Annotated in this window: 20 protein-coding genes; 13 read left to right on the top strand and 7 right to left on the bottom strand. The window is 62.3% G+C overall.

Annotated features, from left to right (window positions below):
- Nucleotides 1–18 precede the first annotated feature (18 nt).
- Both AACG97_RS01165 and AACG97_RS01160 read left to right on the top strand, forming a co-directional pair.
- Nucleotides 19–339: a DUF2388 domain-containing protein gene (locus tag AACG97_RS01165; RefSeq protein ID WP_009683561.1), complete on the top strand. Its 321-nt coding sequence runs from the start codon at nt 19–21 to the stop codon at nt 337–339.
- Nucleotides 336–2,291 carry a DUF7844 domain-containing protein gene (locus AACG97_RS01160; protein WP_009683562.1) on the top strand — a complete coding sequence of 652 codons (1,956 nt, stop codon included), beginning with the start codon at nt 336–338 and terminating at the stop codon, nt 2,289–2,291. The genes AACG97_RS01165 and AACG97_RS01160 overlap by 4 nt, the downstream gene beginning before the upstream one ends.
- Before the next feature lie 82 nt (nt 2,292–2,373).
- Here the strand turns inward: AACG97_RS01160 and AACG97_RS01155 are convergent, their stop codons facing one another.
- The gene (locus AACG97_RS01155) at nt 2,374–2,775 is read right to left on the bottom strand and encodes a GFA family protein (RefSeq protein ID WP_029885362.1); all 402 of its coding nucleotides are present in this window, start codon (nt 2,773–2,775) and stop codon (nt 2,374–2,376) included.
- A gap of 266 nt (nt 2,776–3,041) precedes the next feature.
- Here AACG97_RS01155 and AACG97_RS01150 point away from each other — a divergent pair, with 266 nt between their 5' ends.
- From AACG97_RS01150 to AACG97_RS01110, 9 genes are all read left to right on the top strand, one after another.
- A complete protein-coding gene (locus AACG97_RS01150; RefSeq protein WP_009683564.1) occupies nt 3,042–4,349 on the top strand; it encodes a CitMHS family transporter in 1,308 nt (435 codons plus the stop codon).
- Between the two features lie 69 nt (nt 4,350–4,418).
- Entirely contained in the window at nt 4,419–5,189 is a 771-nt protein-coding gene (locus tag AACG97_RS01145; protein ID WP_029885361.1) for a TerC family protein, read from the top strand.
- Nucleotides 5,190–5,434: 245 nt separating this feature from the next.
- Nucleotides 5,435–7,099 carry a Na/Pi cotransporter family protein gene (locus tag AACG97_RS01140; RefSeq protein ID WP_009683566.1) on the top strand — a complete coding sequence of 555 codons (1,665 nt, stop codon included), beginning with the start codon at nt 5,435–5,437 and terminating at the stop codon, nt 7,097–7,099.
- A 20-nt stretch (nt 7,100–7,119) separates the two neighbouring features.
- Nucleotides 7,120–8,526: a M16 family metallopeptidase gene (locus tag AACG97_RS01135; protein WP_009683567.1), complete on the top strand. Its 1,407-nt coding sequence runs from the start codon at nt 7,120–7,122 to the stop codon at nt 8,524–8,526.
- Nucleotides 8,527–8,681: 155 nt separating this feature from the next.
- Nucleotides 8,682–9,704, top strand: coding sequence for a DUF5924 family protein (locus tag AACG97_RS01130; protein ID WP_115293213.1), 1,023 nt, complete (start codon nt 8,682–8,684; stop codon nt 9,702–9,704).
- Between the two features lie 93 nt (nt 9,705–9,797).
- Nucleotides 9,798–10,931, top strand: coding sequence for an ABC transporter permease (locus tag AACG97_RS01125; RefSeq protein WP_115293212.1), 1,134 nt, complete (start codon nt 9,798–9,800; stop codon nt 10,929–10,931).
- A complete protein-coding gene (locus AACG97_RS01120; RefSeq protein ID WP_115293211.1) occupies nt 10,928–11,719 on the top strand; it encodes an ABC transporter ATP-binding protein in 792 nt (263 codons plus the stop codon). Before AACG97_RS01125 ends, AACG97_RS01120 begins: the two co-directional genes overlap by 4 nt.
- Nucleotides 11,720–11,722: 3 nt before the next feature.
- Nucleotides 11,723–12,661, top strand: a complete 939-nt coding sequence (locus tag AACG97_RS01115) for an MlaD family protein (RefSeq protein ID WP_009683571.1) — start codon at nt 11,723–11,725, stop codon at nt 12,659–12,661.
- Nucleotides 12,658–13,275, top strand: a complete 618-nt coding sequence (locus AACG97_RS01110) for an ABC-type transport auxiliary lipoprotein family protein (protein ID WP_125854551.1) — start codon at nt 12,658–12,660, stop codon at nt 13,273–13,275. Before AACG97_RS01115 ends, AACG97_RS01110 begins: the two co-directional genes overlap by 4 nt.
- A gap of 37 nt (nt 13,276–13,312) precedes the next feature.
- Here AACG97_RS01110 and AACG97_RS01105 read toward each other — a convergent pair whose 3' ends face one another.
- The 6 genes from AACG97_RS01105 to AACG97_RS01080 form a co-directional block, all read right to left on the bottom strand.
- Nucleotides 13,313–14,542 carry a nucleoside recognition domain-containing protein gene (locus AACG97_RS01105; RefSeq protein WP_125854552.1) on the bottom strand — a complete coding sequence of 410 codons (1,230 nt, stop codon included), beginning with the start codon at nt 14,540–14,542 and terminating at the stop codon, nt 13,313–13,315.
- A 132-nt stretch (nt 14,543–14,674) separates the two neighbouring features.
- Entirely contained in the window at nt 14,675–16,003 is a 1,329-nt protein-coding gene (gene gltP, locus AACG97_RS01100; RefSeq protein ID WP_009683574.1) for a glutamate/aspartate:proton symporter GltP, read from the bottom strand.
- Between the two features lie 746 nt (nt 16,004–16,749).
- On the bottom strand, nt 16,750–17,220 hold the full coding sequence (locus AACG97_RS01095; protein WP_009683575.1) for an inhibitor of vertebrate lysozyme family protein: 471 nt from the start codon (nt 17,218–17,220) through the stop codon (nt 16,750–16,752).
- A 2-nt stretch (nt 17,221–17,222) separates the two neighbouring features.
- Nucleotides 17,223–17,384 carry a DUF1328 domain-containing protein gene (locus tag AACG97_RS01090; RefSeq protein WP_003252966.1) on the bottom strand — a complete coding sequence of 54 codons (162 nt, stop codon included), beginning with the start codon at nt 17,382–17,384 and terminating at the stop codon, nt 17,223–17,225.
- A 41-nt stretch (nt 17,385–17,425) separates the two neighbouring features.
- Nucleotides 17,426–17,716, bottom strand: coding sequence for a hypothetical protein (locus tag AACG97_RS01085; protein WP_029885352.1), 291 nt, complete (start codon nt 17,714–17,716; stop codon nt 17,426–17,428).
- Between the two features lie 174 nt (nt 17,717–17,890).
- Nucleotides 17,891–18,712 carry a BON domain-containing protein gene (locus AACG97_RS01080; protein ID WP_197885806.1) on the bottom strand — a complete coding sequence of 274 codons (822 nt, stop codon included), beginning with the start codon at nt 18,710–18,712 and terminating at the stop codon, nt 17,891–17,893.
- A 210-nt stretch (nt 18,713–18,922) separates the two neighbouring features.
- On the opposite strand from AACG97_RS01080, the gene algB reads away from it, so the two are divergent.
- A complete protein-coding gene (gene algB, locus AACG97_RS01075) occupies nt 18,923–20,269 on the top strand; it encodes a sigma-54-dependent response regulator transcription factor AlgB (RefSeq protein ID WP_009683578.1) in 1,347 nt (448 codons plus the stop codon).
- The gene (locus AACG97_RS01070; RefSeq protein ID WP_009683579.1) at nt 20,266–22,047 is read left to right on the top strand and encodes a KinB sensor domain-containing domain; all 1,782 of its coding nucleotides are present in this window, start codon (nt 20,266–20,268) and stop codon (nt 22,045–22,047) included. Before algB ends, AACG97_RS01070 begins: the two co-directional genes overlap by 4 nt.
- Nucleotides 22,048–22,062: the final 15 nt, after the last annotated feature.

The raw sequence follows: 22,062 nt of genomic DNA, 5'->3' as shown, positions 1-22,062 counted from the left end.
ATTTTTCGGAGATGCTCCATGCGTAAACCGCTGATTGCCGCTACCCTCGGCATGCTGCTGCTGGCTGACCTGGCCCAGGCACAGACCCTGGTGGCCACCAGCAACATCATCGTGCGTGCCTTTGGCCGCTCGATCGACTTCACCTCGGACACCACCACTTCGATCCGCGACTCGAAAGTGGTACGCGAAGCCCACGACGACGCAGCCAGCTTCGTGGCCAGCAACGGGGACATCCGTGGCGCGCAGCTCGAAGCTGCCCTCACCACCCTGCGCGAGCGCGTTCCGGAAGCACGCGGCGCCAGCGACCAGGTATTGGCCGAAGCCATCCTCGCACTGTGAAGCCCGTGCGTGCCTGGCTGTTCGGCTGCGCCCTGACGCTGCTCGGCACGCCCGCCCTGGCCGGCCTGCAGCTCGAGCTGCAGTCGTCCGGCCTCGACCCACAGCAGACCCAAGCCAGCCAGGCCCTGCTTGACGAGGCCATGGCCAAGCTGCCCCCGCGCTTCAAGCAGCAACTCGACCGCCGCGTGCAGGTCAGCTGGAGCGACAACATGCCAGCCGACGCCTATGGGCAGGCCACACTGGTGTCCACGCTTCAGCTCAACCGTCGCCTGCTGCCCGGGCTCACCGATGGCAGTGCCGCCATTGAGCGCACCAACCGCCCTCATGGCACCGTGCGACAAGAGCTACTGGCCACTGTCCTGCACGAGCTCAGCCATATCTACGACCGTGCGCGCCTATGGCCCAGCCGTGAAAGATCGCTGATTGCCCGCTGTAAACGCCAACAGGGCACCGTGGGCAAAATCGGCCTGCCTGAGGAATGCCGCGGCCAGGCTGAGCGCCGCTTCACCCTGAGCGATGACCCACGCCTGCTTGACCTTGCCGGCTGGCCGCAATACGTGGGCCGCCGGGGTGAGCGTGAGCAGCACAACGGCCAGTTCGTGCGCAGTCCCGACAGCTATGAACTCAGCAGCCCCAAGGAATACCTCGCGGTGAACATGGAGTACTTCCTCCTGGACCCGAGCTACGGTTGCCGCCGCCCAGCGCTCAACCAGTACCTGCATGAGCATTTCGGCTGGGCACCGCCACAGAACACTTGCGCCAAAGGCTTGCCATTCATCAATGCCGGTAGCGACTTCGCCCGCCAGCCACTGGGCGAAATCGACCCCGAACGGGTTTATGAAGTGGACTACCTGCTGGCCGAAGCCAACCAGAACCTGGTCAGCCGCTGGGGCCACAGCATGCTGCGCCTGGTCATCTGCAAACCTGGCCGCCCCCGCGGGCCAGACTGCCGCCTCGACCTGGACCAGAGCCTGGTACTGTCATACCGCGCGTTCGTCAACGATGTGCAGCTATCGAGCTGGGACGGCCTGGTCGGCGTCTATCCATCGCGCCTGTTCGTGCTACCGCTGGGCCAGGTCATCGACGAATACACCAAGACAGAGCTGCGCAGCCTGGCCTCGGTGCCCTTGAAGCTGAACCGCGAAGAGGTTGAAAACCTGGTACGCCAGGCTGCCGAAATGCACTGGAGCTACGACGGCAACTACTGGTTCCTGTCCAACAACTGTGCTGTAGAGTCACTGAAGTTGCTGCGCAGCGGCACCGCCAACCCGCAATTGAATGACCTGGACAGTATCATGCCCAACGGTTTGCTGGCCGTGCTCAAAGGCAGGGGGCTGGCCGACACGAGCGTGCTCGACAACCCCCGCGAGGCGCTGCGCCTGGGCTACCGCTTCGACTCCTACCGCGAGCGGTACCAGGCCATGTTCGAGGTGCTGCGCAAGCAATTGCCGATCAAGCAGCAACTGGTAGAAGACTGGCTGGCCTTGAGCGCCGAGCAACGTCGCCCCTGGTTCGCCCAGGCCGACCTGCGCACCAGCGCTGCGCTGCTGCTGCTGGAGCAGGCCAGCCTGCGCCGGCAACTGTTGCTGGCCCAGGACGAGGTCAAGCAGCGCTACCTGAATGCCGCAGCGTTGAAAGATGGCAGCGTCAACAAGGCCGATGCCACCCTCAAGCAAATGCTTGCCAACAGCGGCTTCCTCAGCCGCCCGGCAGAATTGCTCGACAGCAAAGGCTATGGACTGCCGCAGCCCGAAGAACGCGAACGCCTGGAACGGGAGAGCAAGGAACGGCAGGCCCGGTTGCTGCGCCTGAGTACCAACCTGGACAAGGAGGTGAGGGCGCTGCTGGAGCCTTCGCGGGCCAGGGAAATTTCTGCGGTAGAGGCCAATGTGAAGCAGATAGGCGAGCATTTGCGGGCACTGCACAAGGCTGCAGGTGGCCTGCAGTTGTAATTGCGCCTATCCGCGGCGAGCCGGCTTCCACCTAGTGGAGTTGGCTTGCCAGCGGCAGGACCCGCAGCACGAGCACAGCATCTTAAAGGCGTTCCCCGTGCTCCCCCGGCAAATCCTCATCAAGGTGCAGCCAAGGCAACCGGCTGCCTACCCAGATATGGCGGTTGGCGCGCACGCCCTCCGGGTGGTCGAGGGTGGCTACGGTCACATCGATGGTCTCGGGACTGTGCGTGGTCACCAGCGCCACATGGGCCCCACACCGCCCACAAAAGTAACGGCTGCAACTGGGCGGGGCCACGTAGCAGTTCGGCTTACCCGTTAACCAATGGAAATCCGAGCGGGGTAGGGTGAGCCAGGTCACGACCAGCCCACCACTTACCCGCCGACAGATCGTGCAGTGGCAGTGGGCGATGTCCGTCAGGTCACCCGCCAGCCGATACCGCAACGCGCCGCAATGGCAGCCACCCTCGGTCACATGCTGCATCATCTACCTCTCGTCGCCTTTGCTTCAGCGAAAGCTGGCTGAAAGCTTGTGCTCATAGGATAGCGCCACCACCGGCACAAGACCGGTCAGCCAGGGCACCCGGTAACAACCGCGCCCGGCCCAATCAACAACAACAATGGTGATCCTGATGTATTCCTGTGCCCGCCTTCGCGCAATCCCCCTCCGCATGCTCCCCGTGCAGCGCCAAACGCGCTGACCCGCCCGAATCGACGTTCCTTTCGTAGCGCCACGCCTGGAGTATTGCCATGCTGACCTTCCTCGGCTTCGCCATGGTCATCACCTTCATGTACCTGATCATGACCAAGCGCCTGTCGGCCTTGATCGCGCTGATCCTGGTACCGATCCTGTTCGCCGTGTTCGGCGGTTTTTCCGCCAAGATCGGCCCGATGATGCTCGAGGGCATCAGCAAGCTCGCGCCTACCGGCGTGATGCTGATGTTCGCGATCCTGTATTTCGCCCTGATGATCGACTCCGGCCTGTTCGACCCGGCCGTGCGCAAGATCCTCAAGCTGGTCAAGGGCGACCCGCTGAAAGTCTCGGTGGGTACCGCCGTACTGGCCCTGGTGGTTTCGCTCGACGGTGATGGCGCCACCACTTACATGATTTGCTGCGCCGCCATGCTGCCGATGTACAGCCGCCTGGGGATGAGCCCGCGAATCATGGCCGGCCTGACCATTCTCGCCGGCGGCGTGATGAACATGACCCCTTGGGGCGGCCCGACCGCACGTGCCGCCAGCGCCCTGCACGTGGACCCGTCGGATATTTTCGTGCCGATGATCCCGGCCATGTTGTTCGGCGTACTGGCCATCCTGGCCATTGCCTACCTGTACGGCAAGCGTGAGCGTGCCCGCCTGGGTGAACTGCACCTGCCAACCGATGACACCGACCATAGCGATATCACCGTTTCGCAATTCCCTGAGGCCCGCCGCCCCAAGCTGCTGTACTTCAATGGCGCGCTGACTGCCGCCCTGATGGTCGCGCTGATCGCCGGTATCCTGCCGCTGCCGGTGCTGTTCATGATCGCCTTCAGCATTGCCATGATCGTCAACTACCCCTGCCTGCAACAGCAGAAAGACCGCATCGCCGCCCATGCCGGCAGCGTGCTGGCAGTCACCGGGCTGATCTTCGCCGCGGGCATCTTCACGGGCATTCTGTCGGGCACCGGCATGGTCGACGCCATGTCCAAGAGCCTGCTGGCAGTCATTCCTGAAGCGATGGGCCCCTACATGGCAGTGATCACCGCAATCGTGAGCATGCCGTTCACCTTCTTCATGTCCAACGACGCGTTCTACTACGGGGTTTTGCCAGTGTTGGCCGAGGCCGCCAGCCACTACGGCATCAGCCCGGTTGAAATGGCCCGCGCATCGATCGTCGGCCAGCCGGTACATCTGCTCAGCCCACTGGTGCCCTCGACCTACCTGCTGGTAGCCCTGGCCGGTATCGAGTTTGGCGATCACCAGCGCTTCACGCTCAAGTGGGCAGTGCTGGTGTGCCTGTGCATAATGTTCGCCGCGCTGCTGATGGGCATTTTCCCGCTGTTCAGTAGTCTTTAATAAACGCGTATTACCCCACCGCGACGCGCCCTGCAGGGCGCGTCGCCTTTACCGCTCGAAGGAAACAACATGGAATGGCTGACCAGCCCGGAAATCTGGGTTGCCTTTTTTACCCTCACCGCGCTTGAGATCGTCCTCGGGATCGACAACATCATCATGATCTCGATCCTGGTCAGCCGCATGCCCAAGCACATGCAGCCGCGCACCCGGATCTTCGGCCTGGCCCTGGCCATGGTCACCCGCATCATGCTGCTGTTGTCGATCACCTGGGTCATGCGCCTTACCGCCGACCTGTTCGTGGTGCTCGGCCAGGGCATCTCCGGGCGTGACCTGATCCTGTTCTTCGGCGGCCTGTTCCTGCTGTGGAAAAGCTCGCAAGAGATCTACCACGGCCTGGAAGGTGAGGACGAAAACGATGAAGCGCCCAAAGGCGCAGGTGGCAAGTTCTTCTACACCATCATTCAGATTGCCATCATCGACATCGTGTTCTCGCTGGACTCGGTGATCACCGCAGTAGGCATGGTGTCCCACGTGCCAGTGATGATCGCTGCCATCGTCGTGGCCGTACTGGTGATGATGCTGTGCGCCGGCGCCATCAGCAACTTCATCGACAAGCACCCATCGCTGAAGATGCTCGCACTGTCGTTCCTGATCGTGGTCGGTACCGTACTGATCGCCGAAGCGTTCGACGTGCACGTGCCCAAAGGCTACGTCTACTTCGCCATGGCCTTCTCGCTGGCGGTAGAGGCCATCAACATTCGCATGCGCACTGCCCTGGCCCGCAAGGACGGCAAAGAGCATGACCCAGTGAAACTGCGCAAGGACATTCCGGGTCAGTAAGAGCGGAACGTGCAGGACAGCGGGGGCCCTACGGGGCCCCTTTTTCATTTTTGAATGGCTGCTACGTTGCGCCTGCAAGACCGGCAATGATTCATTCACGGTATGTTTCAAATTGATGACTACCGTGCGAAGCTGGCAAGCACTGCGCAAAACAGCTAAAGCTTTGAGTGAGCAATGAAAACCTATTCGAACGCTCACGTTTCTTCCCTTGGCCCCATGGGCCTGTGCTTCAGGGGGCCTTCGCCATGCTGACCCTGCTCAACCTGCTCTCGGCCGTAACGCTACTGGTCTGGGGCACCCATATCGTGCGCACCGGCATCCTTCGGGTATTCGGCTCGAATCTGCGGCGCATCATTGGCCAGAACATGAACAAGCGCCCGCTGGCATTCATTGCCGGCATTCTGGTCACTGCCATGGTGCAAAGCAGCAACGCCACGGCCATGCTGGTCACCTCGTTTGTCGGCCAGGGCCTGATGGCCATGACCCCCGCCTTGGCAATCATGCTCGGCGCCGATGTCGGCACTGCGCTGATGGCCCGGGTACTCACGTTCGACCTATCCTGGCTGTCGCCGCTGTTGATCTTCCTCGGCGTCATCTTCTTCCTTTCGCGCAAACAGACGCGGGCTGGCCAATTGGGCAGGGTGGGTATCGGGCTGGGCCTGATCATCCTGGCGCTGGAGCTGATCGTACAAGCCGCCGCGCCCATCACCCATGCCCAGGGCGTGAAGGTGCTGTTCGCCTCGCTGACGGGCGACATCATGCTCGATGCCCTGGTCGGGGCGATGTTCGCCATGGTCTCTTATTCCAGCCTGGCGGCCGTTCTGCTCACGGCGACCCTGGCCGGTGCCGAGGTCATCAGCCTGCCGGTGGCCATTGGCCTGGTAGTCGGCGCCAACATCGGCAGTGGCCTGCTGGCGTTCATCAGCACCAGCATGCAGAACGCCGCCGGCCGCCGGGTGGCCTTGGGCAGCCTGCTGTACAAGCTGATCGGCCTGGTGTTGATCATTCCCGTACTGCACCCGCTGGTAGGCTGGATGGACTCGCTGAGCTTCAGCCCGCAAGAGCTGGTCATCGGCTTCCACCTGCTCTACAACACCTCCCGTTGCTTGCTGATGCTACCCACGGTCAACCCCATGGGTCGGTTGTGCAATGTGCTGCTGCCCGAGCGGGAACACAGCAACGGCCAGATCCGTGCGCGCCACCTCGACGCGTCCGCACTGGAGACCCCCAGCCTGGCCCTGGCCAATGCCGCGCGGGAAACCCTGCGCCTGGGCGACATCGTCGACAGCCTGCTCGAAGCCATGCTGGGGGCCCTGCGGGGCACCCAGACGGCGCTGCCCCAGCAGGTACGCGCCCTGGGCGAAGATGCCGACGCCCTGTACAGCGCGATCAAGCTGTACCTGGCGCAGATGACACGCGAGGACCTCAGCGAGCAAGACAACCGTCGCTGGGCGGAAATCATCGAAGTGGCTATCAACCTCAAGCTGGCCTGCGACCTCATCGAACGCATGCTGCGCAAGGTCCAGCAGCAGAAGACCAGCCAGCGCCGTGAGTTTTCCCAGGTCGGCCTGGAAGAGCTGACCGGCCTGCAGGAACAATTGCTGGCCAACCTGCGCCTGGGCTTGTCGGTGTTCCTCAGCGCCGACCCGGAAAGCGCCCGCTTGCTGCTGCGTGAAAAACGCCGGTTCCGGGCCCAGGAGCGGCGCCTGGCCCACGCCCACGTCAGCCGCCTGCAGCGCAAAGTCATGCAAAGCCTCGAGACCAGTTCGCTACACTTGGAGCTGATCGCCGACATGAAGCGTTTGAACTCTTTGTTCTGCAGCAGTGCCTATGTGGTACTGGGCGGCTCGGACACCGGCGGGTTGATGCTCGACAGTGTGCCAGACGAAGCCAGCCATGATTCTGCCTAGCTGAGGACCCTAGCTCGCCCATGCGTTGCCTGATGTTCGTTTGCATCCTGATCTGCAGCCTGCCCACTTTCGCCCTCGACCGGTCGCGGGTGGAAGGCTACCTGTTGCCCAACGGCCTGCAGGTGATTCTGAAAAATGGCTACGAGCGTGACCATGTGGCGATACGCCTGGTGGTCGGGGTTGGGCTGGATGATTTCGATTGCGAGCAGAAAGAGCTGCCGCACCTGCTTGAGCACCTGCTGTTCAGCGGCATCGATGAAACCGGCGAAGGCGGCCTGGAAGAGCGCCTGCAGGCGCTGGGCGGGGAATGGAACGCCTTTACCAGCAGTGCCGATACCACTTTCGTCATCGAAGCACCGGCGCGCAACCAGCGCAAGGTACTCGACCTGTTGCTGGCGGTCATCCGCGATACCCACATCGATGCCAAGGCCCTGGCCACCGCCAAACGCATCATCGAACGCGAGGATGGCGGCCACTACGGCCACCTGCAGCGCTGGCTCGACCGCCAGGACATCGGCCACCCCGCCAGCGACCAACTGGCCACCGAGCTCGGCCTGAAGTGCCCAGAGCGCTCCAACGTCGACGACATGACCCTGGAACAGGTCCAGGCCCTGCGCGATCGCTGGTACGCCGCCAACAACATGACCCTGATCATGGTCGGTGGCCTGGACCGCCTGTTGCCAGCCTATCTGGAACGCTCGTTTGGCGAGCTGCCGGCCACCGAGCCAGAAGAGCGCCGCAACCTGGATAGCATCACCCAGCAAGCCGAGCAGCGTCGCGATCTGACCCGTGGCTGGCTCGGTGACAGCGTGAAACTGCACTGGCTTTTCATCGAGCCGGTACTGGACAACGACCACCAGGCCACCCTCGACCTGCTGGCACGCTACCTGGACTGGGCCATCTACGACCAGCTGCGCCTGCGCAATGGCTTGTCCTATGGGCCCTCGGTGCAGCGCGAAAGCTTCGGTGACACCGGCCTGCTCAGCGTCAATGCCGACCTGGAGCGCGATGACATCGACAAGGCCGTAGCGGTCATGCAGCGGTTGTTCAAGCACCTGCGCAAAGAGGGGCTGGACCCGGATACGTTCGCCCGCATCAAGGATGCCAGTGTCGCCAAGGAAAGCTGGAGCACCCAAGGCAACAGTGCCTTGGCCGATTACTACTGGGGAGCGCTGAACGACTACACCGACGGCCGCTTCACCAACCCGGTGCGCAAACTGCGCCAGGTCACCCTGGAACAGGCCAACCAGGCGTTGCGGGAATTGCTCAAGGAAGACGGCTACGTACGCATTGAAAAGCCGCTGCTCGGTTATGACGAATTCTATGGGCTGGGTGCCCTGTTGGTAGGGCTGATCGTGGCCGCGGGGCTGTTGCGCTGGCGGCGGCATGGCCCACAGCGGCCGAGCGGTGCTACACGCCGGCGGTGAATCAGCGGTATTCTTTTGCCAGTACTGGCCTCTTCGCGGGTAAACCCGCTCCTACAGGGACCCCACTGTTGCAGAAGCTGTGGTGATCCTGTGGGAGCGGGTTTACCCGCGAAGCGGCCGGCACAGCCACCCAACTCTCTCCTGTTGTAGAGCCAATGCCCCAGATCCCCCGCATCGTCCAGCGCATCATCGAACTGCTCAAACGCTATCCCGGCATCATCGCGCTTGGGGGTTTTCTTTCCGGCATCGGCAGCTTCATCCTGGTCGACCGCCAGGCCGGCCTGGCCAGTTGGGTTGCCGTGCTGATGCTGGTGAGCTGGGTGTGGCTGATGCTGGAAAACACACTCACCGGCCTGTTCGCGCGCACGTTCAACCGCGAAATCCCGCAGCCACTGCTGCGCTACGCCACGCAGATGATCCACCAGGAAACACTGTTCTTCGTTTTGCCCTTCTTCTTCATCACCACGACCTGGAACAGCGGCCAGTTGGTGTTCACCGGCCTGCTCGGCGCTGCCGGCCTGGTGTCGATCATCGACCCGCTGTACTACAAATGGCTGGCTCCGCGGCGCTGGCTGTTCCTGGCGCTGCATACCCTGACCCTGTTCGCTGCGTTGCTCACGGCGTTGCCGATCATCGTCCACCTGACCACCGCCCAAAGCTTCAAGCTGGCGCTGATCATCGCCATGGCGCTGTCGTTTCCCAGCTTGGCCAGCAGTTTTCCGATCAACAACTGGCGCCGGGCTGTGGCCTTGTTGCTGGTCACGCTGTCGGTGGGTGCTGGCGGCTGGTTGTTGCGCTCCTGGGTACCGCCGGCAACCCTGTGGATGACCGAGGTGGCGGTGAGCACCGAAGTGCTGAACCGCCAGCCAGGCGAGTCGCTGCACGAAATTGCCGCCAGCAGCATTCGCAGCAGCGGCTTGTACGCATATACCGCCATCAACGCACCACGCGGCCTGAATGAGCGGATCTACCATGTGTGGCAGAAGGACGGCCAGGAGGTGGACCGCATTGCCCTCGACATCCACGGTGGGCGCAAGGAAGGCTACCGGGCCTGGACGCACAAGCAGAACTTCCCACCCAACCCGGTGGGCAGGTGGCAGGTGCGGGTTCTGACCGAGGATGGCCAAGTGATTGGCGTACTGCGCTTCAAGGTGGTCGACGATGTGCCAGCCGGGTAATCAATACCTGCTGGTACACAGCACATAATCACCAAACAGCCCCAGCCTGCTGCGCTATGATCAGCCCCTGAGCCTTAGCGCCGAGTCAGTTGCATGGAGCCTATGACCACCCCCAGCCTCACTCTGGATACCAGCCGGCAACCGGCCTGCCTGCGCATTGCAGGTGACTGGACCTTGGCGCACTACGCCAGCCTGAAACGCGACAGCGAGCGGCTGCGTGCGCAATACACCCCCGACACCGTCGCCGACCTCAGCCAGCTGGGGCGCCTGGACACGGCCGGTGCGTCGCTGCTGGCCGAACTGCTCGGCACCGAGCTTCTGTCGCGCTGCACCCACGACCTGCCGGAAGCCAGCCGGGCGCTGCTGAAGAATGTCTACCAATCGGTCCAGGACTACTGCATCCCGGTCAAGAAGCCCGAGCGCAACGTGCTGCTGTTGCTGCTGGAGCGTATAGGCTGCGCCGTCGGCACCCTGTGGCAAGACAGCATGCAACTGCTCGGCTTCATCGGCGTCATCCTCGAAACGCTGCTACGCCGAGCCCTACAGCCACACCGCTGGCGCATCACCCCGGTCGTCGCCCACATCGAACAGACAGGGCTGGATGCCGCGCCAATCGTGGCCTTGCTGACCTTTCTGGTGGGTGCCGTGGTGGCCTTCCTTGGCGCCACGGTGCTGGCCGACTTCGGCGCAACGGTGTTCACCGTCGACCTGGTGGCGTTCTCGTTCCTGCGCGAGTTCGCCGTGTTGCTCACCGCCATCCTCATGGCCGGCCGCACCGCCAGCGCATTTACCGCGCAGATCGGCTCGATGAAAGCCAATGAGGAAATAGACGCGATCCGCACCCTGGGCCTCAACCCAATGGAACTGCTGGTGGTACCCCGGGTGCTGGCCCTGCTGATTACCCTGCCGCTGCTCACGTTCGTCGCCATGCTTTGCGGCATCGTCGGCGGGGCCGTGGTATGCGCCCTGTCGCTGGGCATTTCGCCGGCCATGTTCCTGTCATTGCTGCAAAGCGATATTGGCGTGCAGCACTTTCTGGTCGGCCTGGCCAAGGCGCCGTTCTTTGCCTTTCTGATTGCCGCCATTGGCTGCCTGGAAGGCTTCAAGGTCAGCGGCAGCGCCGAGTCGGTCGGTGCACACACGACTTCGGCCGTGGTGCAGTCGATCTTCGTGGTTATCGTGCTCGACGCGGTGGCCGCGCTGTTCTTCATGGAGATGGGCTGGTGAACCGACGTGAGAGCGTGATCGAAGCCCGCGGCATCTGTAACCGCTTTGGCCGGCAAGTGGTGCATGAAAACCTGGACCTGGACCTGTACCGCGGCGAGATCCTTGCCGTGGTGGGCGGGTCTGGTAGCGGCAAGTCCGTGCTGCTGCGCAGTATCATCGGCCTGCGCCGCCCCAACGAAGGGCAGATCAAGGTGTTCGGCCAGGACCTGGCCGGCCTGCGCGAAACGCAGCGCTCATTGGTCGAACGGCGTTTTGGCGTACTGTTCCAGAAGGGCGCGCTGTTCTCTTCCCTGACAGTGACCGAGAACGTTGCCCTGCCACTGATCGAGCATGCCGGATTATCCCGCGCCGATGCCGAGCACCTGGCCGGGGTAAAACTGGCATTGGCCGGGCTGCCGATCTCGGCGGCCGACAAGTACCCTGCTTCTTTGTCGGGGGGCATGATCAAGCGCGCAGCGCTGGCCCGGGCCCTGGCCCTGGACCCGGACATACTGTTCCTCGACGAGCCGACCGCAGGCCTGGACCCGATCGGCGCTGCGGCCTTCGACCAGTTGATCCTCACCCTGCGCGATGCGCTCGGCCTGTCGGTGTTCCTGATCACCCACGACCTTGACACCCTGTACACCATCACCGACCGCATCGCCGTACTGTCGCAGAAAAAGGTCCTGGTGGCCGGCCCATTGGCCGAGGTCGAACATACCAACGACGCCTGGATCCAAGAATACTTTCACGGCCCACGCGGGCGCGCAGCCGAGCAGGCCGCCACCCGCACTGGCCAGGAGCGCTGAGCAATGGAAACCCGAGCCCATCACGTTCTTATCGGCCTGGTCACCGTCCTGGTGGTAGCCGGTGCCATGCTGTTCGGCCTGTGGCTGACCAAGTCCAGCGTCGACGATGCGTTCAAGGACTACGAAGTCGTGTTCAACGAGGCAGTCTCCGGCCTGTCTCGTGGCAGCCCGGTGCAGTACAACGGGATCAAGGTGGGTGACGTTTCCACCCTGCGCCTGGACCCTAAAGACCCGCGTCGGGTATTGGCACGGGTGCGCCTTAGCGGCGACACCCCAGTCAAAGAAGATACCCAGGCCAAGCTGACCCTGGCCGGGGTGACCGGCAACTCGTTCATCCAGCTCAGCGGCGGTACCCCACAGAGCCCCGAGCTGAAAGGCAAAGACGGCAAGCTGCCGGTGATCATCGCCTCGCCATCGCCCATCTCGCGCCTGCTCAATGACAGCAGCGACCTGGTGACCAACATCAACTTGCTGCTGCACAACGCCAACCAGATGTTCTCCGAGGGCAACATCGACCACCTCAGCAATACCTTGGCCAACCTCGACAAGACCACCGGCGCCTTCGCCGGGGAGCATGGCAGCATCAGCCAGGCTATCGAGCAACTGGTCCAGGTAGGCAAGCAGGCCAGCGCGACCCTGGCCGAAACCCAGGTGCTGATGCGCAATGCCAATGGCTTGCTGGGCACCGAGGGCAAGCAGGCCATCGGCAGCGCCGAGCAAGCCATGCAGTCGTTGGCGCAGAGCACTGCCACCATCAATAGCCTGCTGAAGGACAACAGCGAAGCCATCGGCGACGGCGCCCAGGGCCTGAACCAGCTGACCCCGGCCATCCGCGAACTGCGCGAAACCCTCAACGCACTCAAAGGCATTTCCCGGCAACTGGAAGCAGACCCCAGCGGCTACCTGCTCGGCCGCGACAACAACAAGGAGTTCCAGCCATGAAATCGTCGCTGCGCTTAGTGGCTTTGGCGGTCACGATTGGGCTGACCAGCGCCTGCTCGATCCTGCCCACGAGCGAGCCTGTGGACCTGTATCGCTTGCCGGTCAACCAGGTCAGCCGCAGCGCGCCGCCACTGGACTGGTCATTGCGCCTGAACAAACCGCTGGCCAGCGAGGTATTGGCCGGGCCACGGATTGCGGTCATGCCGCAGGGCAATGTGGTCAGCAGCTACAAGGGCGCGCGCTGGAGCGATCCGGCCCCGATGCTGCTGCGCAACCGGCTGCTCGACGGCTTTCAGCGCGACGGCCAGGTGCAGCGCCTGAGCGCCGACGATAGCAATTTGCAGGCTGACTACGAGCTGGCTGGCGAGTTGCAGGCGTTCCAGAGCGAATACCGCGCGGACGGCACCGTGGAAGTGGTGATCCGCTATGACGCACGGCTGGTGCAAGGCCGCACTCAGCGTATCCTCGCCAGCAAGCGCTTCGAAGTCCGCCAGCCGCTGGCAGACAAGCAAGTAGCCGGGGTAGTGGCCGGGTTTGGCCAAGCGTGCGACCTACTCACCGGGCAGGTAGTCGACTGGGCGATTGCCCAGGCAGGCAGCAGCACAACCCGCTAGTGTTTACCCGTTGATGCGATGCAGGCCTGCAGATCGTTCAGGCAAAGAACCAGTAACACACGCAGATGGCTGCCACTACACCAGAGAACTCGGCCAGCAGCGCACACCCTACCGCATGCCGCACACGCTGGATGCCCACCGCGCCGAAATACACCGCCAGCACATAGAAAGTGGTCTCGGTACTGCCCTGGATGGTTGCCGCCACCAGGGCAGGGAAGCTGTCCACCCCTTGGCTCTGCATGGTCTCGATCAGCATTGCCCGCGCCGCGCTCCCGGAGAACGGCTTGACCAACGCTGTCGGCAGGCCTTCGACGAAGCGCGTGTCCAGGCCCAGCCAGTTGACCGCATGGCGAATACCGTCCAACGCCAATTCCAGCGCGCCCGAGGCTCTCAGCACGCCCACAGCCACCAGCATGGCCACCAGGTAGGGCAGCAGGTTCTTGGCGACGTCAAAGCCCTCTTTGGCGCCCTCGACAAAGGCTTCGTATACCTTCACCTGCCGCAACGCACCGATCACCACGAACAGCAGGATCACGCCAAACAGCGTCAAGTTACCCAGGATCGACGACAAGCTGGCCAGTGCCGCTGCCGACAATGTGCCCAGGAAGGCCATGAAGCCACCCAGCAGCAGCGCACCGGGGATGAAGTAGGCAAGTACGACCGGGTCCCACAAACGCAGGCGTTGCATGACGGCCACCGACAACAGCCCGACCAGGGTCGAGACACTGGTGGCCAGTAGGATCGGCAGGAACACCATGGTCGGGTCGGGCGCGCCTTGCTGGGCGCGGTACATGAAGATGGTCACAGGCAGCAGGGTCAACGAAGAGGCGTTGAGCACCAGGAACAGGATCTGCGCGTTGCTCGCCGTGGTGCTGCTGGGGTTCAGCTCCTGCAACGCGCGCATGGCTTTGAGGCCAATCGGTGTGGCGGCGTTGTCCAGCCCCAGGCCGTTGGCCGCGAAGTTCATGGTGATCAGGCCCAGTGCCGGGTGGCCGGGTGGTACTTCCGGCATCAAGCGCGCAAACAACGGGCCCAGTACCTTGGCCAGCCATTCGACGATGCCGGCCTTTTCGGCAATTTTGAGAAAGCCCAGCCACAGGGTCAGAGTGCCAAACAGCAGCACCATCACCTCGACCGAGAGCTTGGCCATGGCAAAGATGCTCTCGACCATGGCCGCAAAAATGCCCGCGTTGCCGCCTATCAGCCATTGGGCAAGGGCGGACACTCCCGCCACCAGGAAAAAGCCGAGCCAAAGGCCATTGAGCATCCGTGTGTTCCCCCAGAAAAGTGCCCGAATGATAGCGTATCGGGGCGCAAGGCTGCAGACCGCAGCCGCGCAACATCACAGACAACAAAAAGCCCCGACGGGTCGGGGCTTTTTGTACAGCGGGGTATGAACTCAGCGCTTGGCCGCTTCGCCAACCACCGCAGTTTGCTGTTTGTCAGCCATGAGCGAGGCGTAGTACTGCTCGCCCTTGGCCGCATCGTACATGCCTTCCCAACGCGAGATGACCAATGCCGCCAGGGCGTTGCCGATCACGTTCAGCGCGGTGCGGGCCATGTCCATGATGCGGTCGACGCCGGCGATGAAGGCCAGGCCTTCCAGCGGAATGCCCACGCTGCCGAGGGTGGCCAGCAGTACCACGAACGAAACGCCTGGCACACCAGCAATACCTTTGGACGTGACCATCAGGGTCAGCACCAGCAGCAGCTGCTGGCTCCACGACAGGTCGATACCGTACAGCTGGGCAATGAAGATCGCCGCAATGCTCTGGTACAGGGTCGAACCGTCGAGGTTGAAGGAGTAGCCGGTCGGTACCACGAACGAGCAGATCGACTTCGGTGCACCGTACTTCTCCATTTTCTCGATCACCCGTGGCAGCACGGTTTCCGAACTGGAAGTGGAGTAGGCCAGGATCAACTCATCTTTCATGATGCGCATGATCTTGATCACCGAGAAGCCAAACAGGCGAGCCACCAGGCCCAGTACCATGAAGGCGAAGAAGGCAATGGCGAAGTATACCAGCAGCACCAGCTTGGCCAGCGGCAGCAGCGAGCTGAAGCCGAAGTTGGCGACAGTCACGGCGATCAGGGCGAACACACCGATCGGCGCGTAGTTCATGATCATGTGGGTGACCTTGAACATGGTTTCCGATACGGCCTGGAAGGTCCGAACCAGCGGGTCACGCAACTCTGCCTGCAGGCTCGACAGCCCCAGCCCGAACATGACCGAGAAGAAGATGATCGGCAGCATTTCGCCACGCATCAGCGCTGCGAAGATGTTCGACGGGATCAGGTTGAGCAGGGTCTCGATGAAGGCGTGCTCATGCTGCACTTCGGCCGCGGTCGCCTGATACTTGGAGATATCCACGGTACCCAGCGTGCTCATATCGATACCGGCACCGGGGTGGAACAGGTTTGCCAGCACCAGGCCGACGACGATGGCGATCGTGGTCACCACCTCGAAGTAGATGATGGTCTTCAGGCCAATGCTGCCCAGTTTCTTCGCATCGCCAACCCCGGCGATACCCACGATCAGCGACGAAATCACGATCGGGACGACGATCATCTTGATCAGGCGAATGAAGATGTCACCGGCGGGCTGGAGGACGTTACTGATCCACCAGGCCTTTTCTGCACTGAAGTGGTTCAGCAGCGCGCCGATTGCAACACCCAGCACCAGACCGATGACGATCTGCCAGGCGAGGCTCAGTTTTGCCTTCTTCATGTCTTTACCCTTTGTTCTAGTGGTCATGACACCGGGTGGAAACAGGCGTGACAGGGCCCTTGGCCAAGTCACACGCAATAACGGTTTCCGTCCGGCGACGTTATGTAAGGACACCGCAGGCGAGCGACAGGGCGCCCTGGCCAGCGAAAAAGGCGGCAACTATTGCGATGGCAGGGGGGGAAATCTAATGCCGGAAACGCATACCCCATGCAGGTTATGCATACCGTTTTCGACCGACGAGGTAGGTTTGCAAGTCATTGATTTATAACGTTCGGAATCCCGAACAAGACGAGACAGCCATATTCAGGCGGATCTGGCACTCTCAAAAGAAGCGACAAATATGTCGTGTTCGACAATCCGAATGGCCGAAATGCCACTTGTGAGGGAGTCGATGCGGAGGGAAAAAATTTGATGTACGGTCGAGACAAAATGTGTCTCGGGGAAGGAAACGCGCAAGGAAAGAGGCGTTTCCTACGTGGCTCCTCGGAAGTCAGGTCGGCTTGGGTATCCCAGCGATACCGCCGACCTGAAGCTTCCGATTCCGCCGTTCCTGACCCGGCCCAACGCTGGAGGCACTCCCTGTACCCCTAGGCCACTCCGATCATGTCTCAACCAGAACAGCCCGGCCCCTTGGTCATGTGCAACCCCTCCTCGGGGCGGCGCATCATAGAAGGCTGAACGCTACAAAGGTTCAGCTTCTATTTCGTGTCAGTGGGTGACCACTCACCAGCACTGGCAACCACGGCTCAGTACCAATTCGGGTCACGCTTGAGCTGCTCCTGCAGCATCGTCTTCATGCCGTCATCCGGCTTGCCCAGCCAGCGGTACTGCGCATGTCGGGTTGGCGACTTGTCCTTGGGCAAGCCTTCAGGCACCTCCACGAGCATGCCGTAGGCATCATCCTTGTCCCAGCTGAACGCAACGATCAGGCGCTTGTAGGTGCACTTGTCCTGGGCCTCGCACAGGGGGCCGACCAAGTACTTGTCGCCCTCTTCCGTAACAGCAGACATTTGCTGCTCCGAGCTGCCGGTGAGGTTGACCACCCAATCGGGCAGGCGCTCCTCGCCTTTGATCGTGTCCTGCCAGGTTTCCCGGTATTCCGGGTCCGAACCCAGCAGCTGGTTGGCACGGACCTGGCCATCATTGGCAGCCAGTGCCGCTGCACTGCTACCCATCAGCAGGGCAGCAGCCAGGGCAGTGTGTAGCTTCCTGCTCATTGTCAACCTCGACCGCGTCCAAAGAAGAAGGAGGCTACAAACAGGACCAGGAAGACAATGAACAGGATCTTCGCAATACCTGTAGCAGCGCCGGCGATACCACCGAAGCCCAGAACGGCAGCGACAATGGCGATGATGAGGAAAGTGATAGCCCAGCTCAGCATGGTGTTTCTCCTTTCTTTTTCAGAACTTCAAACGGTCCGCCTTAGAACACCCAGCGGTCTTGAGGCACGACGTGTTCCAGAGTGGCCGGCGACGCCGCCTTGCCCTGGGAGGGCAACGGGTCCGCCGCCTTGACGAAACTGTTGGCCCGGGTCGACTGGATCTGGCTCAGCAGCGCGGTCTGTGCAGCCACCTGGTCGGCCAGACGCGCTGTTTGCCAGCTGTAGTAGAAGAGGCCGGCAGCCAAGGTCAAAACCAGTGCGATCCCTACCGACACCAGGTGGCGCAGTGACAGGGTGGCGACTTGCGAGTGGTTGACGGACTGGCGATTCATGCCGGCTCCTCCTGCTGTAATTTTTGTTCAAACCTGAACAGGTAATTGCAGCCTGCATGCCAGCCTTATAAATAAATAAAAATCCTTTAAAAACAATAACTTAACTATTTTGCCGCGGGCGTGTCAGGACGTATCCTGCACGATGGCCATGCTGGGGTCGTGCGAATTGCACGATCAGCCTTCGACCTTGGTCGCGACCTTCAGCAGATCGGCATCCACCCCCCGCACGCCAATGATCTGCCGGGCCATTTCCACGGCAATGGTTTTTTGCTCCGCACTGACCACTTCGCCGGACAACCACACCATGCCCTCTTCACTGGCCACTTTAAGGTTCAGCCCATCAAGGTTGCGGCTGTAGCGGTAGCTACTCTGGATCTTGTCGATGATCCAGGGGTCGCTTGGCTGCGGGCCGCTTGGTGTTCCCACAGGGGTTTCCCGCGCTTTGGCCATGGCAGCGCTGTCGAGGCTGACAAGATTGTTCACCAGGTGCACGCCATCGGTTGTGCGCGCCACCACGCCCGCCAGCTCCTTGGCCTCGGCGCTGTCGACTTTACCCCGCAAGGTCACCACGCCCTCGCTGCTTTGCACTTCGATTGCAGCCTTCTCGGTGGTACGGCTCCACAGCAACCGCGCACGGATCACCGCTGCCAGGGTGGCGTCCTCCAGGCGCTGGGCATAGGCCCGCAGCTCGAGCGGGCGCTCGACCAGTTCAGCGTTGACCTGCAGTTGGTTATCGACCTGCTCGACACCTCGGGTAGCCAAGGCCACGTCTTCGGCCAACCGGCGCTCCACCTCGTTTTCTACCTCGCCGGAAAGCCGCGCCTGTTTGCCGTCTACCTCGACTTTGATACGGAACGGGTTGAGCATGCGGTTCAGTGACAACGCCGTTTGCAGCGCCCCTTCAAGCCGGGCGTCATGCACGGGGTCCGCGAGAGCGGGGGTGAACACGGGAAGCAAAGCGGCTGCTAACACAGCGCTGCGTAGGGCAAAGGTCATGGCGTTACCTCCTTTTGTAGGCAAAAGCTGAAAATCATCGCAACCAATGTGCCACCCTATGCCTCTAAGCAAAGCACCGGGAAATGGGGCCTGAAGGCGTCGTTTAGCCATTGGCTAGCATGCAAAGGACAGAATCCTTCAAAATTGACCATGCAACTTGCCCGATTTTTCCCACACTAAATAAAGATCTACCCTTAAGGAGCGCAGGAAATGGAATCAGCCCAGGACAACCAAGGCCGCATTCTGCTGGTGGATGACGAGTCCGCGATCCTGCGCACTTTCCGCTATTGCCTGGAGGACGAGGGCTACAGCGTGGCCACCGCCAATAGCGCCGCCCAGGCAGAGAGCCTGTTGCAGCGCCAGGTGTTCGACCTGTGCTTCCTGGATTTGCGCCTGGGTGAGGACAACGGGCTTGATGTACTGGCGCAGATGCGCATTCAGGCGCCCTGGATGCGCGTGGTGATCGTCACCGCGCACTCGGCAATCGACACGGCAGTGGACGCCATCCAGGCGGGTGCCGCCGACTATCTGGTCAAGCCCTGCAGCCCAGACCAACTGCGCCTGGCCACCGCCAAGCAACTGGAAGTGCGGCAACTCTCGGCCCGCCTCGAAGCGCTGGAAGGTGAAGTACGCAAACCCAAGGACGGCCTCGACTCACACAGCCCGGCGATGATGGCCGTGCTGGAAACCGCCCGCCAGGTCGCGACCACTGACGCCAACATCCTCATCCTCGGCGAGTCCGGCACCGGTAAAGGCGAGCTGGCCCGCGCCATTCATGGCTGGAGCAAGCGTGCACGCAAAGCCTGTGTGACCATCAACTGCCCGTCGCTGAATGCGGAGCTGATGGAGAGCGAGTTGTTCGGCCATACCCGCGGCGCCTTCACCGGCGCCAGTGAAAGCACGCTTGGGCGGGTGAGCCAGGCTGACGGCGGCACGCTGTTCCTCGACGAGATCGGCGACTTCCCACTGACCTTGCAGCCCAAGCTGCTGCGTTTCATTCAGGACAAGGAATACGAGCGCGTAGGTGACCCGGTTACCCGCCGGGCGGACGTGCGCATCCTGGCTGCCACCAACCTCAACCTCGAAGAGATGGTGCGCGAAAGCCGATTCCGCGAAGACCTGCTCTACCGTCTGAACGTCATCACCCTGCACCTGCCGCCCCTGCGCGAGCGCAGCGAGGACATTCTGACCCTCGCCGACCGCTTCCTCGCCCGTTTCGTCAAGGAGTATTCCCGGCCAGCACGCGGCTTCAGTGAAGAAGCCCGCGCGGCCCTGCTCAACTACCGCTGGCCCGGCAACATTCGCGAATTGCGCAACGTAGTGGAAAGAGCCAGCATCATATGCCCGCAAGAGCGGGTAGAAGTCAGCCACCTGGGCATGGGTGAGCAGCCGGCTGGCAACGCCCCACGCGTTGGCGCCGCGCTTAGCCTCGACGAGTTGGAGCGTGCGCACATCGGTGCCGTACTGGCCGCCAGCGACACCCTGGACCAGGCCGCGAAGACCTTGGGCATCGACGCCTCCACCCTGTACCGCAAACGCAAGCAATACAACTTATGAAATGGCCACCCATGAAGCTGCGCACGCGGCTTTTCCTCAGTATCTCGGCACTGGTCACCGTGGCGCTGCTCGGTCTGCTGCTGGGCCTGGTCAGTGTTCTGCAGATGGCCACGATGCAACAGCAACTGGTGCGCGACACCACCCACTCATTGGAGGTGGGGCTCAAGCTGCGGCAGAACCTTGGCGAGCAGTTGAACCTGATTCTGGATGACGACACCGCCCCGGAAAACCTGCGATCGCTGCAGGACAACTTCCAGTCCCTTCTGGCCAAGGGGCTGGAGCAAGGCGGCGAGCGCACCGGTTTCAGCAAAGCCAACAGCAACTATCAAGCCTTCCTCCAGGCTTACCGCGACAGCCCGGCCCCTGCCCGCAGCATGGGTGTGGACCAGCCGCTGGGCGCCGCATTCAATCAGGTCCGCACCGACCTGATCGACTCCCACAGGCAGGCCCTGGACCTGATTACCCGCAGCGAGGAGCGCAGCCGTGACCGCGCCTTGCTGGTCAGCGGTGTGCTGGGCTTGATGGGCCTGGTGGTGCTGGTACTCGGCTTTATCAGTGCGCACAACATCGCGCGGCGCTTCGGCCAGCCGATCGAGGCGTTGGCCACGGCCGCCGACCAGTTGGGCAAGGGCAATTTCGATGTCACCCTGCCAGTCACCCAGGCGGCCGAACTCAACCAGCTCACCCGCCGCTTCGGCTTGATGGCCGATGCCTTGCGCAAGCACCAGGCCACCAACGTCGACGAGCTGCTGGCCGGCCAGCAACGCTTGCAGGCGGTGCTGGACAGCATCGACGATGGCCTGTTGATCATCGACCGCCAGGGCCGGCTGGAACACCTCAACCCGGTAGCCCAGCGCCAGCTGGGCTGGAATGACAGCCGGGTAGGCAGCAGCCTTGCCGAAGCGTTGCAACGGCCAGAGCTGGAACAGCAGCTGCGCCAAGTGCTGCGGGGCGGCAGCCTGGACCGGCCACCAGACGACCTGAACATGGAGGTGGATGAAGAATCGCGCCTGCTTACCTACAGCCTGACCCCGGTCAGCCACCCGCAGGGGCCGATTCTTGGCGCAGTGATGGTGCTGCACGACGTAACCGAGCAGCGCGCCTTCGAGCGTGTGCGCAGTGAATTCGTGCTGCGCGCCTCCCATGAGTTGCGTACGCCCGTTACCGGCATGCACATGGCCTTCGGCCTGTTGCGCGAGCGCGTCAAGTTCCCGCCAGAAGCGCGGGAGAATGACTTGCTGGAAACCATCGGCGAAGAAATGCAGCGCCTTACCCAACTGATCAACGACCTGCTCAACTTCTCGCGCTATCAAAGCGGGCTACAGAAACTGGAGCTGGCTCCCTGTGCCATCGACGAGCTGGTGGAGCGGGCACAACTGCGGGTTGCCGACCAGGCTGCGCACAAGCAGATCGAGTTGGTGAGCGACCTGGAGCAGCCACTGCCGCGCATCCAGGCCGACCCCGCGCAACTCGATCGGGTGCTGGACAACCTGCTTCACAACGCCATCCGCCATACCCCCAAGGGCGGGCGCATCCGCTTGCACGCCCGCCGCCATGCGGAGCGGGTGATCATCAGTGTCGAGGATAACGGCGAAGGTATCGCCTACGGCCAGCAAGGGCGCATTTTCGAGCCCTTCGTGCAGGTTGGCCGCAAAAAAGGTGGGGCGGGGCTGGGCCTGGCGCTGTGCAAGGAGATCGTGCAACTGCATGGCGGGCGCATGGGCGTGTTTTCGCGGCCGGGGCAGGGCACGCAGTTCTATATGGCATTGCCAGTCTGACGCACGCGTGCCTAC

The organism is Pseudomonas sp. Nvir (assembly GCF_963778085.1).
GTDB lineage: Bacteria > Pseudomonadota > Gammaproteobacteria > Pseudomonadales > Pseudomonadaceae > Aquipseudomonas > Aquipseudomonas juntendi.
This window is presented reverse-complemented; position numbering and strand designations above follow the sequence as displayed.